Source organism: Pseudomonas sp. EA_35y_Pfl2_R111 (assembly GCF_963970955.1).
Lineage (GTDB): Bacteria > Pseudomonadota > Gammaproteobacteria > Pseudomonadales > Pseudomonadaceae > Aquipseudomonas.
In genome coordinates this window covers 825078-839663 of the sequence record NZ_CAXAOM010000001.1, presented here as the reverse complement: position 1 = coordinate 839663, position 14586 = coordinate 825078, and the positions used below count along the sequence as shown (strand labels likewise).

Here is a 14586-nt window from a genome sequence, read left to right as displayed (position 1 = left end):
TTTCTGAGAAAGCCCCGTGGACAAGTTCGATCAGCAGATACTCGCCCTGTTGCGTGCCGATGCGCGTTTGCCCGTCAGCCAGATCGCCCGCGAGGTCAACTTGTCGCGTTCGGCGGTCAGCGAGCGCATTCGTCAGCTGGAGCAGGGCGGCATTATCAGTGGTTATCACGCTCAGGTCGCCTCGCCGGGTGATGCGGCGATCAAGGTCTATCTGGAACTGTTCTATAGCGGCGGGCGCTGCGAGCATTATGTCGAGTTGATGCGCGTGTTCCCCGAAGTGCGCCGTTGCAGCGGTATCAGCGGCGAGACCGATATGCTGGTGTATATCGAAGCCCCGTCAATGCAGCGCTTCAGTGAGGTGCGCGGCGAGATCGAAAACTTCCCCGGCATGCAGAAAGTGAAGACCCATATGGTGGTCAAGGATTGGCAGTTTTGACTCAGCCCATACGGATCCTGCACAGCTCTGACTGGCACCTCGGTCAGCACTTTATGGGCAAGACTCGCCAGGCCGAGCACCAGGCGTTCTGCGCCTGGTTGATTGAGCAGGTGCGCGTGCAGGGCGTCGATGCCGTGCTGATTGCCGGTGATATCTTCGACACTGGCGCGCCGCCGAGCTACGCCCGCGAGCAGTACAACCGCTTTATCGTCGAACTGCGCGACACCGGCTGCGAGCTGGTGGTGCTGGGCGGCAACCATGATTCGGTGGCCATGCTCGGTGAGAGCAAAACGCTGCTGGCTCAGCTGGGTACGCGGGTGATTCCCGGTGTCTGTGAGCAGCTGGATGAACAGCTGCTGGTGCTGCATCGACGTGACGGTTCTCCCGGTGCAATTCTCTGCGGCATCCCCTTTATCCGCCCGCGCGACGTTTTGCTTAGCCAGGCCGGGCAGAGCGCGCAGGACAAACAGCAATCGTTGCAGCAGGCAATCGCCCAGCACTATCAGGACCTCTACGCCCTGGCCGAGGCCAAGTGTGCCGAGCTGGGTGGCGAACTGCCGATTATTGCCACCGGGCATCTCACCACTGTCGGTGCCAGTGCCAGCGATTCGGTACGCGAGATCTATGTCGGCAGCCTGGAGGCCTTTCCCACCAGCGCCTTTCCGCCGGCGGCCTATATCGCCCTGGGGCATATTCACCGGCCGCAGAAGGTCGGCGGCCTGGAACATATCCGTTACTGCGGCTCGCCCATTGCCCTGAGCTTCGATGAAGCCAAGCAGCAGAAAGAAGTGCTGCTGGTGGAGCTGGATAGCAGCGGCTTGCGCCAGATCACCGCGCTACCGGTGCCGCGTTTTCAGCCGCTGCTGTCGCTGCGCGGCTCGCTAAAGGAATTGGAAGCCGCCATTCAGGACGCCGCCAAACAGGGCAGTGCCGAGCAGCCGGTGTGGTTGGAGGTACTGGTCGGCACCGACGATTATCTGAGCGATCTGCAGCTGCGTATCGCCGCGCTGTGCGAGGGCCTGCCGGTGGAGGTGCTGCGTATCCGCCGCGAGCGCGGCAATGCAGTGGCCGGCCTGCAGGGCCAGGCCAAGGAAACCCTGGATGAGCTAAGCGTCGAGGATGTGTTTGCCCAACGCTTAAGCAGTGAAGGCCTGGATGAGGCCGAGCAGGCGCGCCTGCTGGGGCTGTATCAACAGGTGGTGAGCGAGCTGCGCGAGGGCGAGGTATGAAGATCCTTAGCCTGCGTCTGAAAAATCTAAATTCGCTCAAGGGTGAGTGGAAGATCGATTTCACCGCTGAACCATTCAAAGACAACGGCCTGTTTGCCATCACCGGGCCGACCGGCGCCGGAAAGACCACGCTGCTCGACGCCATCTGCCTGGCCTTGTACCACCGCACCCCGCGTATGAGCACGATATCGGCCAGCGCCAACGAGCTGATGAGCCGGCATACCGCCGATTGCCTGGCCGAGGTCGAATTCGAGGTCAAGGGCGTGGGCTACCGCGCGTTTTGGAGCCAGCGCCGTGCCCGCGACAAGGCCGATGGTGCGTTGCAGGCGCCCAAGGTTGAGCTGGCCGACGCCAATGGCCAGATAATCACCGACAAGATCAACGAGAAACTGCGCGAAACCGAGCGCCTCACGGGCCTCGATTTCGAGCGTTTTACCAAGTCCATGCTGCTGGCCCAGGGCGGCTTTGCCGCCTTTCTCGAGGCCAACGCCAATCAACGCGCCGAGCTGCTGGAAGAACTGACCGGCACCGATATCTACGGGCAGATTTCCCAGCGGGTATTTGAGCAGTGCCGCGAGGTCAAGGTCGCGCTCGATCAACTGCGTGCGAAGGCCGAAGGCGTCGAGCTGTTAAGTGAAGAGCAGCGCACCGAGTTGCAGGCGCAGGCCGAACAGCGAGCTATTGAACAAGCCGCGCTCGATGCAGAGCAAACCGAGTTGCAGCGCCAGCGCCGCTGGTGTGAGGAGCTGAGCAAGGCCAAGGCTCAGTTGCACACCAGCCAGCAGGCCGAACAGGCGGCGCAGGATGAGTTAAGGCAAGCCCAGCCGCAACTGGCGCAACTGGCCGCCAGCGAACCTGCGCTGCGTTTGCAACCGCTGCACCATGACTGGCTGCAAGCCCGCCAGAGCCTGGCGCAGACCGAGCAGGGGTTACAGCAGAATGCCGCTGAGCAGCGCCAGGCTGAACAGGCGATTGCCGAGCAGACCTGGCAGGCCCGTGAAGTTAGCGCGGAGCTGCTTGCCGATTGCCGGGCGCAGCGTCAGCAGGTGGCCGAGCGCCTGCAACAGTTGCAGCAATTACTGGCCGAGCAGTCGCGACATGCTCAGCTGGGCGAGCAGCTAGGTAGCTGGAGCGAGCAGCTAAAGGCGCGTCAGCAATTGGCCGAGGAAATCGCCCAGTTGCAACTCAGTCAGCGGCAACTGCAAGAAACCATCGCCGCGCTGCAGGCGCAACTGAGCCAGCAAACTGATCAGATGAACACCGAGCAGCTCCGCCTGCAGCAGGCGCGCGAGCAGGAAGACACTGCTCAGCAGCAACAGCAGGCGCTGCTTGCCGGACGCAGTGAGGCGGCTTTGCGTGAGCGCTGGCAGCAGCTGCATATTCAGGGCGGAGTGCTGACTCAGCTGGGCGAGCTGGTTGTGGCCCAGCAACATCTGGCAGTCGAGCAAACGCAGCTGGCTAGCGCCGTGACGCTATTGCGCGAGCAGCATCAGGCTAAGGGTGGCGAGGTGGCGCAGTTGCGCCTGCGCTACAAGGATTTGCAACAACAGGTGCAGGCCCAGGAAAAACTGCTGGAGCAGGAACAGCGCATTCAGGCCCTGGAGGCCCATCGCGCCCAGTTGCAACCCGGCGAGGCTTGTCCGCTGTGCGGCTCCGAGTCGCACCCGGCGATCAGTGCCTATCAGGCCCTGGACGTGTCGGCGACCAAGGCGCTGCTCACTAGCAAGCGTGCCGAGCTGGAGGCGCTGACCGAGCAAGGCAGGCAACTGGCTGGCGAGCTGGAAAAGCTCGCCGCCCGCCTGGAGCAGCAACAGCAGCAATTTGAGCGCGGCCAGCAGATACAGGCCGAGCAGGACGAACGTTGGCAGGCGCTTAATGCGCAGCTGGAAAACCCGCTGGTTGATGTCGCTGCCCTGGCGAAGCAGCAGACGCAACAGAGCATTGAGCTGCAGCAACTGCAACAGCAACTGGAGCAGCTGCAACAGTTAGGCAGCAGCCTTGAACAATGCCAACAGGCGCGCTTGGTTCTGCAGCAGCAGTGCAGCAAGCTGGAACAGCAGCTGGCGCTCAATCGCCTGCAACTGCAGCAACGTCAGGAGCAGGTGGAACAAGGCCAGTCACGTCTGCAGCAATTGCGGGATGTTGCGCACGAACGCAGTGAAAGCTTGGGCCAGGCTCTGGCCGAGTTCGGCTATCAGATGCCGGAGGACGCGATCGCCTGGCTAGCCGAGCGACAGGCCGAGTGGCAGCGCTGGCAGCACAATCAGCAGCGGAACCTGGATTTACAGCGCGAGCTAAGCGAGCTGGACCATGGCCTGCAAAGCGCGGCTCAGCTGGCTCAGCTCTGGCAGCAACGTTGGAACGCATTGCACCTGGCCGATCAACCGGCCTTAAGCAAACCCGCCGATGCGCCGGCAGCCTTGCAGCAGGCGCAGATGCAGCTGGAGGAGGTGCTGCGCCGTCAGCAGCAGTTAGCCGGTAGCCGCCAGGAGTTGTCCAGTCGTCTGCAGGGTGATCAGGCACGGCTGCAACAGGCCGAACAGCTGTGGACGGCCGCGCTAAGCGCCAGCCCCTTTAATGATGAGGCCGCTTATCTGGCTGCCTTACTTGATGAATCTCAGCGCGCCGCACTGCAGCAACTGCGTCAGCGCTTGGATAAAGCCCTGAGCGATGCCCAGGCACTGGCCAGTGCCGCTGCGCAGCAGTTAGCTGCTCTGCAGGCTAACCCGGCAACCGCGCTTAGCGTGGCGCAACTGGATGAACACCTGCTCGCCCTTAGTGCCCAGCTCAAAACCCTGAGCGAGCGCCAGGGCGAAATTCGCGCGCAGCTGCAGGGCGATGACGCACGCCGGCTCGGTCAGCAAAGCCTGTTTGCCGCCATTAGCGCCAAGCAGGGCGAATACGATTTATGGCAGCAGCTTAACAGCCTGATCGGCTCTGCCGATGGCGCCAAGTACCGTAAGTTCGCCCAGGGTCTGACCCTCGATCATCTGGTCTACCTGGCCAATCAGCAGCTCGAGCGCTTACACGGCCGCTACCAGTTAGCTCGGCGCAGCAGCGGCGAGTTGGAGCTGGAGGTGATCGACACCTGGCAAGCCGATGCGGCGCGCGATACCAAGACCTTGTCCGGTGGCGAGAGCTTTCTGGTCAGTCTGGCCCTGGCGTTGGCGCTGTCTGATCTGGTCAGCCACAAGACCAGCATCGACTCGCTGTTCCTCGATGAAGGCTTCGGCACGCTCGACGGGGAAACCCTGGAGGTAGCCCTGGATGCCCTGGATAACCTCAACGCCAGCGGCAAGATGATTGGTGTGATCAGTCACGTCGAGGCGCTCAAGGAACGCATCCCGGTGCAGCTGAAAGTGCACAAGGGCGTAGGCATGGGCTATAGCGGCCTGGATAAGCGCTTTGCGGTGAATGCGCAGGACAATTGATCTGCGCCAGCGTGCCTTGTCCACGCCTATCTATACTGAAAGGCAGCGCAGGACGCGCCTTCCACTCCCGCCAGGAGCGGCGGTTACCACTGCTTTGGAGCGTTGCGCTTGGCCAAGCTGTTGATCTGCCTGCTGTGTTGCTGTTGCCTGGTCGGCAATGTGGGTGCGGCCCCGCGCTCGGCTCAGGCCTTAACCCTCTGCTATGAGGACCAGAACTCCTACCCCTGGGTGATGACCGACGGCAGCGGGCTCAACCTGCAATTGCTGCGCTTGGTCGAAGACGCCTTGTCGCTGCAGTTCAGTTTCGTTGCCGTGCCGTGGAAGCGCTGTCTGTCCGGGCTCGCCCAGGGCTTTTATGACGGTGCTTTTGCCTCCAGCTTCAAGGAGGAGCGTTTACTTCTCGGGCGTTACCCGCAAGATGCCGACGGCCGCCTGGATGAGCGCAAGCGCCTGCACACTTCGATCTATGCCCTGTACCGGCGCAAGGACAGCCCGGTAAGTTGGAACGGTGAGGAGTTTCGCCAGTTGCATGGGCGGGTGGGTTCTCTGAGCGGCTTTTCGATTGTCGATTTTATTCGCGCCCAGGGCGCCGAGGTGGATGAAACCAGCCGTGATCCCCTGGCGCTGTTGCAGATGCTTAGGCATAAACGCATCGACGCGGCTGCGCTGCAGAGTCTGCGTGGCGATTTCGTGCTGCAGGCCCATCCTGAGCTGGCATCGCAGCTGGAAAAGGTCAATTTGCCGCTGGAAGAGAAGGCCTACTACCTGATGCTGTCCAACGCTTATATGGCAGCCAACCCAGAGCTGGCCGCGCGCATCTGGAATGAAATTGAGCGCCAGCGTGAGTCGGTGACGTATCAGCAACAGGTGCGAGCCTTTCTGGAACGCGCGCAGCCCTGAGCCGGTTAGTGCTTGGTGCCTGCCAAACACAGGCGCATGATCGTGCTTCGTCACGATGAGTAATGCCGCATGGCCAAGCCTCCTGCCGCTCCACCGTCTGCCTCTGCGCTGGGGCGCTTTCTCACCTTGGCGGGCACCGCTACGCGCATCGGCGGCAGCGTGCTGGGGCAGAGCCTGCGTCCTGGTCGCGGTGGAATTGATTGGCAGCCGGTCGGCGATCTGCTTACGGATGTCTTGGGCGAGATGAAAGGCCCGGTGCTCAAGCTGGGGCAAATGGCCTCGCAATGGCAGGGTGTGCTGCCCGAGCCAGTTTCACTGGCATTGGCCTCGTTGCAGAACCGCGTGCCAGCCTTGCCCTTTAGCGCGCTGCGCGAACACCTGCAGCAGGTATATGGCGCAGACCTCGGGCAGTTCTTTCAGCAAATCGACGAGCAACCTTTTGCAGCCGCGTCCCTGGGCCAGGTGCATCGCGCTATAGCGGCGGATGGCCGAGAGCTGGTGCTAAAAGTGCAATACCCAGGTATTGCCGAAATTTGCCAGGCAGATCTGCGTCAGCTGCGCCGTTTGCTGCCACTGGGGCGCTTGTTCCGCGCACCGGCTGAACAGCTAGAGGGCCTGTACCAAGAGTTGGCGACGGTGATTGGGGCCGAGCTGGATTACCCGGCAGAGATGCGCCGCTTGCAGGATTTTCGCGCGCATTTCGCCGATTGGCCGGGCTTGCGTCTGCCACAGCCGCAGGAAGACCTGTGTCGCCCCGGCGTACTGGCGCTCAGCGAGGAGGCTGGCTTGCCGTTTGCGGAGGTCAGTCAGGCCAGTGCCGAAGTGCGTGAACGCCTGGCCCTGACTCTGGTGCGTTGGCTGAGTGCCCAGGCCTTTGAGTTGGGCCTGCTGCATGCCGATCCGCATCCGGGCAATTTTGCCTACACCGCAGCCGGTGAGCTGGTGGTGTATGACTTCGGCTGTGTGCAGGCATTGTCCGAGCCACTGCTGGCGGCTTACGTGAAAACCTACAAGGCGCTGCAGGCCCGCGACGGCGAGCAGCTGGAAAAGGCCTTCCAGGCGCTCGGCACGCGCCAGCCGCAATCCACCACACCCTATGGCCTGTACCGTCAGTTGCATGGCCTGCTTGGGCCGCTGTTGCAGCCTGGGGTGCAGTGGGATTTTGCCGCCACGCCGCTGCATGAACAGGTGCAACGGCTGCTGCCCGATGTGCTGGGCGCGTTGGGCAGCTTGCAACCGGCGCCAGCCACCTTGCTGGTCAATCGCACGCTGGAGGGGCACTACTGGAACCTCAGTCGCCTCGGCGTGGCGCTGCCGGTGGCCGATCTGCTGCAGGTGCAACTGTCCGGGCGCTAAGCCGTAATGTCCTGGCAGCGCTAGCGCATGGTCGCGACGGGAACCGCCTGGCCATTCTCAATACGAGTGAGAAATACCGCGCTGGAGCCCTGATGCTGGCTGCGGGAGAACGCCACCTTGAAGCCGCCCAGGTCCATTTCCAGGTGTTCCAGCGCGTCGAGAAACGCCTCACGTGTTGGCTCGGCGCCAGCCTGGCGCAGTGCCTGAATAAACACCGCCGCGCCGATATAACCCTCCAGCGAAGCATGATCAAAGTCGGCTGGCTGCATATCGGCCTGGTAGTCCCGCACTAGCGCCAGCGAGCTATCGTGCGGGGAGGGCACCACCTGGGTGATATAAACGCCATCTCCGTCCTTGCCAACCTCGCGGATAAAGCCCTCGGTGCCGATAAACGACACGCTGATAAAGCGCGTATTAAAGCCCAGTGTTTTCGCCTGCTTGATCGCGACCGCCAGTTGCCTGTAAGTACCGACAAAGAACACCGCTTCCGGCTGGGCACGCTGCAGCGCCTCAATGGCCGCCGTCACGTCTAGCGAATTGCGCTGGATGCGCGCCTGCGCATGAATCTTCAGTTCGCGTTTGAGCAGGGCACCGTTAAGGCCGCCCTTGACCGACTCACCGAAGGAGTCGTCCTGCATCAGGATGGCGATCTTGCTCAGCTTGAGGTCATGAGTCACGCGTTCGACCAGCTGCTCGGTTTCTTCGATATAGGAGGCGCGAATATTGAACACCCCAGGCTTTGCCGGTGAGCGCAGGAACTCAGCGCCGGTAAACGGGAACAGGTAAGGCACCTGCGCCCGCAGCGCCAGCGGTACGGCGGCGCGCGATGTGGGCGTGCCGACGTAGCCAAGCAAGGCGAATACCTGCTGGGTTTTCAGCAGGCTACGGGTATGTGCGGCGGTACGGCTGGGCTCGTAGCCATCGTCCAGGCTGAGCAGGCTGATACGCCGGCCATGCACCCCGCCTTCGGCATTGACGCGTTTGAAGTAGGCCTGCGTGCCATTGAGCATGCCTAGACCCAGTGCTGCCGCTGGGCCACTCTGCGCATTGACCATGCCGACACGCACTTCACCCGCGCTCAGGCCGGGCTCCGCTGCGTCGGACAAAACCGGTAGCAGCAGGCAGCTGGTTACCAAACCGTGCAGCAGCTGTCGAAGGTTCATCGCTAGGCTCCTTGCCATGCTTGCAGGACACTGCAAGACCTGCACGTCCATTTCTTCTTATTTTGGCTATGCATGTGATCCTCTAAAACGCTCTAGTCAGTTGTGCATATAAAGACCGGTCCTTACTCGCTTGTCGTTGATGCTGACGGCTCCTGCTCGTACTTGCCTTGCTGTAGATCATCGAAATATCGCTGATAACGGCCGCTGTCGCGGTAGTGCTGAAGGCGCTTGTTGAAACGCTCGAGCAGCGCCGGGCTGCCTTCCAGGCTTTTCGGCAACATCAGGTAGCTGAGGTTGACCAGCAGCGGTTTGGGATGATGAGTGATCTTGGCCTGATTTTCCGCACTGAAGTGACTGCGCAGGGCGGCGTAGCCCACGTTCATTTCCTGGGGATAGAGCACCACTCGCTCCTTGAGCAGCTTTTCAAAGTTCTGCTGATCGCTGGAAACGCGCTCGATCTTTACCTTGCCTTCGGCGAGAAAAGCATCGAACGGCGCGCCATAGCTGTATTCCAGTCCGCCGCCGAGGGTCATGCCGGTAAGGTCGTCAAAGCGCTGCCATTCAAAGGGCAGGCTTTTTAGGTGAAAGAACACGAACTGTTCATCAAGCAGTGGCTCGCTGAATAGAAAATCCGCCTCGCGCTCGGCCTTGTGCATCCACACCGCGGTGCCGTCAAAGCGGCCGGCCGCAGCCGCAGCATAGGCCCGCGGCCAGGGTAGAAACTGGAACGTGACGCGATAACCCTCATCGGCCAGCAGGTCACTGATCAGGTGAGCGATTACTCCGTTGTGCTGCAATTCGCTGGACAGATAAGGCGGCCAGTCGCCGACGCTGATTTTCAGTTCCGGCTGTTCGCTGGCTTGCGCGGGCAGAGCCAGCAGCAAACTGAAGGCGACGAGCAGGTTTTTCCACTTCATTGAAGCCCCTTAATGACAGCCAACAATCGTGCCGTGCGCATGCTTATGGCCCCAGTATTTACCGACTGCATCGGTGTAGATAGAACGCCATGATCTTTCATTTATACGCCATCACAGGTTAAGCGTTATTGCGGGTTTAGTTATTCGCAGGTCTTCGTCTAAGAATAGTTGCTGCGTTGTGACCTCGGTAATTTGTGCAGCTCTTATCTGCCGGCGCTGCCGGTTGGACGATGCTGCGCGGTATTTTCTTTACTGCCAGTTCCCCGCCAGCCTCGGGCCCTTTAGAGTGCTGCAGCGCAATCGCGCGGGTAACAAAGGATGGCCGCAGCATGACCTTCTGGGTCGTTTCAACTCTATTTGTACTGACTTACCTGGGCATGGCCGCAGGGGGTATTCGTGGCCTGCGCGTTGATCGCAGCTGGATTGCCGGCTGCGCGGCGGTGTTGCTGCTGGTCAGCGGCGCGCAGTCACCCAGCGATGCCGCCAGCCATCTGGATGCCGGCGCGCTGTTGTTGCTGCTGGCGCTGATGCTGATCAGTGCTCAGTTCGAGTTCTCCGGGGTATATGCCTGGCTTAATCAACAACTCAGCCACTATGCCGAGCAGCCGGCGCTGCTGCTGTTGGGCGTGGTACTGCTGGGCGGTGTGCTGTCGGCGTTGCTGGTCAATGACATCGTCGCCTTCGCCCTGACTCCGCTGCTGTGCCATAGCCTGCTGGTCCGTGGCCTTGATCCACGGCCGTTTCTGTTGGCGCTGGCGCTATCGTGCAATGCCGGCTCCTCCGCGAGCCTGATTGGTAACCCGCAGAACATTCTGATTGGCCAGGCCGGCGGTCTGGATTTCTGGTCCTATACCTTGATTGCCGGCCCGCCGGCATTGGCGGCATTGGCCATCACCTACGCGGTGATCTGGCTGCAATGGCGCAAACGCTGGGGCACGGCCAAGCCACTGGCGCAGGAGGAAACGCCGGTCGAGCGCATCTACGGCCCGTACAGTTACCTGAAACCGCTGCTGGCCAGTCTGGTGCTGCTTGGGCTGTTTTCCACCAGCATGCCGCGGGAGATTTCCGCGCTGCTGATTGCCGCCCTGGTGATGATTTCGCGGCGGGTGGATAGCCGCGACTATGTGCAGAAGATCGACTGGAACCTGTTGCTGCTGTTTGCCGGGTTGTTCGTCGTCACTGGCGCGGCGATGAGCCTGCCGCAGGTCGCCGGTATGGCTGGCAATCTGGCCGAGCTGGGCCTGCTGCCGCAGGGGGTAATCACGCTGGCGAGCCTGTCGCTACTGGCCGGTAACCTGATCGGCAATGTGCCGTATGTGATGCTGTTGCTGGGCGTCTTGCCGGATGCCAGCGGGGCCTTGCTGGTGGGCCTGGCGATTATGTCGACCCTGGCTGGCAACCTGTTGCTGATTGGCAGCGTGGTTAACCTGATCGTCGCCGAAAGCGCGCGGCGCCAGGGCGTGCCGTTGAGTTTTGTCGATTTTGCCCGCAGCGGCGTACCGGTGACCTTGCTGAGTATGGGCGTGGCTGGGTTGTGGCTGGCGTTGGGTGGCTGGTTGCCCTGGTAGTGTCAGGGCACGGGTAGGATGGGTTGGCCGCTGCACACAGCCTGAATCGTGCGCCTATATTGCTGCGGCGTAACCCATCACGGGGCGTCTTGGGTAGCATGGGTATCGCTGTGCTCAACCTACGCGGCCCGACCCATCCTACGACCAGCGGGCTTTTCGCCAGCTTTGTTGCTGCTCCGGCGTCTGGAAGGTCCAGGCAACAAAGCGGCTCTGCTTCTGCCCCTGAGCCATTTCCACGGTTTGCACCTGTAGCGCGCCGGCTTTCTTCAGCGCGCTGTAGACGCCCGGCAGGTTGCCAGCCTTGGAGATCAGGCTGCTAAACCACAGCACTTGCTGGCCGACCTCGGCGCTTTCCGCGACCAGGCGGGCGACGAAGGCCGCTTCACCGCCCGTGCACCACAATTCCGCCGCCTGACCACCAAAGTTCAGCACCGGTAGCTTGCGCTTGGGGTCGAGCTTGCCGAGGTTGCGCCATTTGCGTTTGCTGCCGCTGCTGGCTTCTTCCGCGCTGGCGTGAAAGGGTGGGTTGCACAGGGTCAGATCAAAGCGCTCTGCGCTGTCCAGCAGCCCTTGGAAGATTTGCGTGCTGTCGTTCTGCTGGCGTAGCTCAATCGCCTCGCTCAAGCCTGGATTGGCCTGCACGATGGCCTTGGCCGAGTCGATGGCACTGGCGGCAATGTCCGAGCCGAGAAACTGCCAGGCGTATTCGCGGTTACCCAGCAGCGGGTAGATGCAGTTGGCCCCCACGCCAACATCCAGCGCACGCACCTGGGCCCCGCGCGGGATCTCGCCGCCATTGCTGGCGGCCAACAGGTCGGCCAGGTAATGCAGGTAGTCGGCTCGCCCGGGAATCGGCGGGCACAGGTAGTCTGCCGGAATGTCCCAATGCGCGATGCCGTAGAACTGCTTGAGCAGCGCCCGGTTGAACACCTTGACCGCCGCCGGGTTGGCGAAGTCAATGCTCTCATTGCCATAAGGATTGATGATCACAAAGGCCGCCAGCTCCGGGCTGGCCTTGATCAGCGCGGGGAAGTCGTAGCGCCCCTGATGCCGATTACGTGGATGCAACTGGCCTTTGGCGGCATCCGGCTTGCCGTCAACAGGTTTATTAGGCGCAGGGCGCGGTGCGGCAGGTATACGGCTGGGGCGTTTCGGCGGCAGGGACATGGCTGGCGGATCTAAGGCTTGGGGCGCGGGATTTTCCCACAGCTGGGCGCGGCTTGCTTGTCGCTAAACAATATTCAGCCACATCGCCAGGTAATCGAAGAACAGACAGTAGAGCGCGATAGGTAGCGGCAGCCCCAGTAGAGTGCCGAGCAGGTAGGTGCGCAAGCGCACGCCGGACAGGGCCAGGGCGTAGTTCAGTGCCGGCACGGTTTGAAAAAGCATGCGCAGGGCGACAATGCTGGCCAGGGGATGACGATCCAGGCCGCTGAGCAGGCGCTGCGCCAGGCGATTGTTCAGCTCGCGCAGGGCGTTACCACCCAGGTAGCGGATGGTCACAAATGTGACGATGCAGGACACGCAGGCGGCCACGTACGTGGCGATGCCACCATAAACCCGGCCCAAGGCAAGCACGGCGGCGGCGAGAAACACCCAGCCGGGAATCTGGATCAGGTTGCCGAGGGCGAACAGCAGGATAAACAGCAGCAAGCCTGCGACGGGATGCATCAGGATCATTGCCTGCAAGGCGTCGAGGTTGAACTGTGCGCGGATGCCCAGAGCTTCGAACAGCACGAACAGACCCAGCAAAAACACGATGACCAAAAGCAGGCGGGATGAGCTGCGCATGGCGGCCTCGTGGTTTCAGGGGTAGCCGAGTACAGCCTTTATCTGCGCCAGATTGGCGGCGATCCACTGCGGATTAATCGCGCCCCAGTCACCAATCTCATAGTGCCCGGCGTTATTGCGCTCACCGCTTTGCTGGGTAAAGGCGCAATTGATATCCAGCTCGGCCAGGGCGGCGAGGGTGTCCTGTGCGGTGCGCCGTGGCATACCGGTGGCGGCCATCAGCGCCGGGACGCTGGTGGCGGTGCCGCTGTCGATCAGCCAGGCCACATACAGGCGGCGGTAGAAGCTGGTACGGGTTTTACTGATGTCCATAAGGGCTCCTGCAAGAGGCGGCTTAGCCACCGCCTCTTTACGTGGCTTACATGGCGAAGAGCGCGATATAGCTCAGGGCCCCGGCAATATAGCCGGCAAAGGCCAGGCCGCTGATGTACTTCACGTACCAGATAAAGTTGATCTTCTCCATGCCCATGGCGGCCACACCAGCGGCCGAGCCAATGATCAGGCAGCTACCGCCGGTGCCGGCGCAGTAGGCGAGCATTTCCCAGAAGTTGCCATTGACCACAAAGTTGCTCAGCCAGGGCAACTCTGCAGCCGTGGCTGTCGCTAGGACTTCAGGGCTGACCAGTGGATACATTTTCATCGCGCCAGCGACCATCGGCACGTTATCCACCACGGCGGAAAGCAGGCCGATGGACATCGCGATGGTGTAGACATTGCCCAGGCTGTCTTTCAGGTAGGTGGCCACGTCGATCAGGTGCCCGGCGGTGGACAGGCTGGACACTGCCAGCAGGATGCCGAGGAAGAACAGCACGCTGGTAACGTCGATGCGGCGCAATACCCCGACCACTGATAGTGGGTCCTTGTCTTCGCTGTTCTTGCTGCGGTGGATGATTTCGGTGGTCACCCAGAGCACGCCGAGACCGAACAGGATGCCCATATACGGTGGCAGATGGGTGATGGTCTTGAATACCGGCACGAAGATCAGCGCGCCCAGGCCCATAACAAATACCAGGTTGCGCTCGAAGGGCGTGGTTGGGTCGCGACGGCTTTCGCGGCTTTCCTTGAGTTTGGGCGGGGTGATGTCGCCCTTGAGCACGAAGCTCATGATGGTCAGCGGCACCAGTAGGCAGATCAGGCTTGGGATGATCAGTTTGACCACGATGCCGCTGGCGGTGACCTGATTGCCGATCCACAGCATGGTGGTGGTCACGTCGCCAATCGGCGACCAGGCGCCGCCGGCGTTGGCGGCAATCACCACAATGCCGGCATAGAACCAGCGCTCTTTCTGATCGTCGATCAGCTTGCGCAGCAGCGAGATCATCACGATGGTGGTGGCCAGGTTATCCAGCGCCGCCGAGAGGAAGAAGGTGATTACACCCACCAGCCAGAGCAAGTGCACGCGCTTGTTGGTGCGGATACGGTCGGTGATGACCTTGAAACCTTCATGGGCGTCGATCAGCTCGACGATAGTCATGGCGCCCATCAGGAAGAACAGGATCTCGGAGATTTCGCCAAGGTGATGGCGTAGCTCTTCGGTGACGTGATGGTCATTGCCGCTAGCGCCGGCAGTGGCGGCGCCGATCAGCGGAAGAATGCTGTCTGCGCCCAGTACCAATAGGGTCCAGCAGATTACCGCAGTCAGGATCGCCGACGCGGCTTTATCAATTTTCAGCGGGTGTTCGAGGGCGATACACAGGTAGCCGAAGACGAAGGTCAGTGCCATCAACGCGTACATGGTCAGAATTCCAGATTCAGGGCTTTTTTATTGAGTTGGAGGTGCCAGAGGCATCTAGAT

12 protein-coding genes are annotated in these 14586 nt (G+C 61.4%); 6 read left to right on the top strand and 6 right to left on the bottom strand.

Annotated features, from left to right (window positions below):
- Positions 1-16: 16 nt before the first annotated feature.
- From AACY25_RS04145 to AACY25_RS04125, 5 genes are all read left to right on the top strand, one after another.
- Positions 17-436: an Lrp/AsnC family transcriptional regulator gene (locus tag AACY25_RS04145; protein ID WP_339410469.1), complete on the top strand. Its 420-nt coding sequence runs from the start codon at positions 17-19 to the stop codon at positions 434-436.
- A gap of 8 nt (positions 437-444) precedes the next feature.
- The gene (gene sbcD / locus AACY25_RS04140) at positions 445-1665 is read left to right on the top strand and encodes an exonuclease subunit SbcD (RefSeq protein WP_339523823.1); all 1221 of its coding nucleotides are present in this window, start codon (positions 445-447) and stop codon (positions 1663-1665) included.
- On the top strand, positions 1662-5096 hold the full coding sequence (locus AACY25_RS04135) for an SbcC/MukB-like Walker B domain-containing protein (RefSeq protein ID WP_339522699.1): 3435 nt from the start codon (positions 1662-1664) through the stop codon (positions 5094-5096). Before sbcD ends, AACY25_RS04135 begins: the two co-directional genes overlap by 4 nt.
- A 108-nt stretch (positions 5097-5204) precedes the next feature.
- Positions 5205-5996 carry a substrate-binding periplasmic protein gene (locus AACY25_RS04130; protein WP_339522697.1) on the top strand — a complete coding sequence of 264 codons (792 nt, stop codon included), beginning with the start codon at positions 5205-5207 and terminating at the stop codon, positions 5994-5996.
- 69 nt (positions 5997-6065) lie between these two features.
- Positions 6066-7352, top strand: coding sequence for an ABC1 kinase family protein (locus tag AACY25_RS04125; protein ID WP_339522696.1), 1287 nt, complete (start codon positions 6066-6068; stop codon positions 7350-7352).
- Positions 7353-7372: 20 nt separating this feature from the next.
- Here AACY25_RS04125 and AACY25_RS04120 read toward each other — a convergent pair whose 3' ends face one another.
- The gene (locus AACY25_RS04120) at positions 7373-8515 is read right to left on the bottom strand and encodes an ABC transporter substrate-binding protein (RefSeq protein ID WP_339522695.1); all 1143 of its coding nucleotides are present in this window, start codon (positions 8513-8515) and stop codon (positions 7373-7375) included.
- A 122-nt stretch (positions 8516-8637) separates the two neighbouring features.
- The gene (locus tag AACY25_RS04115) at positions 8638-9432 is read right to left on the bottom strand and encodes a substrate-binding periplasmic protein (protein WP_339522694.1); all 795 of its coding nucleotides are present in this window, start codon (positions 9430-9432) and stop codon (positions 8638-8640) included.
- A gap of 329 nt (positions 9433-9761) precedes the next feature.
- Here AACY25_RS04115 and AACY25_RS04110 point away from each other — a divergent pair, with 329 nt between their 5' ends.
- A complete protein-coding gene (locus tag AACY25_RS04110) occupies positions 9762-11000 on the top strand; it encodes an SLC13 family permease (RefSeq protein ID WP_339522693.1) in 1239 nt (412 codons plus the stop codon).
- A gap of 138 nt (positions 11001-11138) precedes the next feature.
- Here the strand turns inward: AACY25_RS04110 and rlmF are convergent, their stop codons facing one another.
- From rlmF to nhaD, 4 genes are all read right to left on the bottom strand, one after another.
- Positions 11139-12167 (bottom strand): 23S rRNA (adenine(1618)-N(6))-methyltransferase RlmF, encoded by a 1029-nt coding sequence (rlmF, locus tag AACY25_RS04105; protein ID WP_339522692.1) that lies wholly within the window; start codon positions 12165-12167, stop codon positions 11139-11141.
- A 63-nt stretch (positions 12168-12230) separates the two neighbouring features.
- The gene (locus AACY25_RS04100; protein WP_339522691.1) at positions 12231-12791 is read right to left on the bottom strand and encodes a VTT domain-containing protein; all 561 of its coding nucleotides are present in this window, start codon (positions 12789-12791) and stop codon (positions 12231-12233) included.
- 15 nt (positions 12792-12806) lie between these two features.
- Positions 12807-13103: a winged helix-turn-helix domain-containing protein gene (locus AACY25_RS04095; RefSeq protein WP_339410454.1), complete on the bottom strand. Its 297-nt coding sequence runs from the start codon at positions 13101-13103 to the stop codon at positions 12807-12809.
- A gap of 46 nt (positions 13104-13149) precedes the next feature.
- On the bottom strand, positions 13150-14526 hold the full coding sequence (gene nhaD / locus AACY25_RS04090) for a sodium:proton antiporter NhaD (RefSeq protein WP_339522689.1): 1377 nt from the start codon (positions 14524-14526) through the stop codon (positions 13150-13152).
- Positions 14527-14586 lie beyond the last annotated feature (60 nt).

Excerpts from the sequence above, each read along its gene's own strand:
- AACY25_RS04135 (WP_339522699.1), top strand. The coding sequence starts at position 1,662 with ATGAAGATCCTTAGCCTGCGTCTGAAAAATCTAAATTCGCTCAAGGGT.
- AACY25_RS04110 (WP_339522693.1), top strand. The coding sequence starts at position 9,762 with ATGACCTTCTGGGTCGTTTCAACTCTATTTGTACTGACTTACCTGGGC.
- AACY25_RS04100 (WP_339522691.1), bottom strand. The coding sequence starts at position 12,791 with ATGCGCAGCTCATCCCGCCTGCTTTTGGTCATCGTGTTTTTGCTGGGT.
- AACY25_RS04095 (WP_339410454.1), bottom strand. The coding sequence starts at position 13,103 with ATGGACATCAGTAAAACCCGTACCAGCTTCTACCGCCGCCTGTATGTG.
- AACY25_RS04125 (WP_339522696.1), top strand. The coding sequence starts at position 6,066 with ATGGCCAAGCCTCCTGCCGCTCCACCGTCTGCCTCTGCGCTGGGGCGC.
- AACY25_RS04115 (WP_339522694.1), bottom strand. The coding sequence starts at position 9,432 with ATGAAGTGGAAAAACCTGCTCGTCGCCTTCAGTTTGCTGCTGGCTCTG.
- nhaD (WP_339522689.1), bottom strand. The coding sequence starts at position 14,526 with ATGTACGCGTTGATGGCACTGACCTTCGTCTTCGGCTACCTGTGTATC.
- rlmF (WP_339522692.1), bottom strand. The coding sequence starts at position 12,167 with ATGTCCCTGCCGCCGAAACGCCCCAGCCGTATACCTGCCGCACCGCGC.
- AACY25_RS04120 (WP_339522695.1), bottom strand. The coding sequence starts at position 8,515 with ATGAACCTTCGACAGCTGCTGCACGGTTTGGTAACCAGCTGCCTGCTG.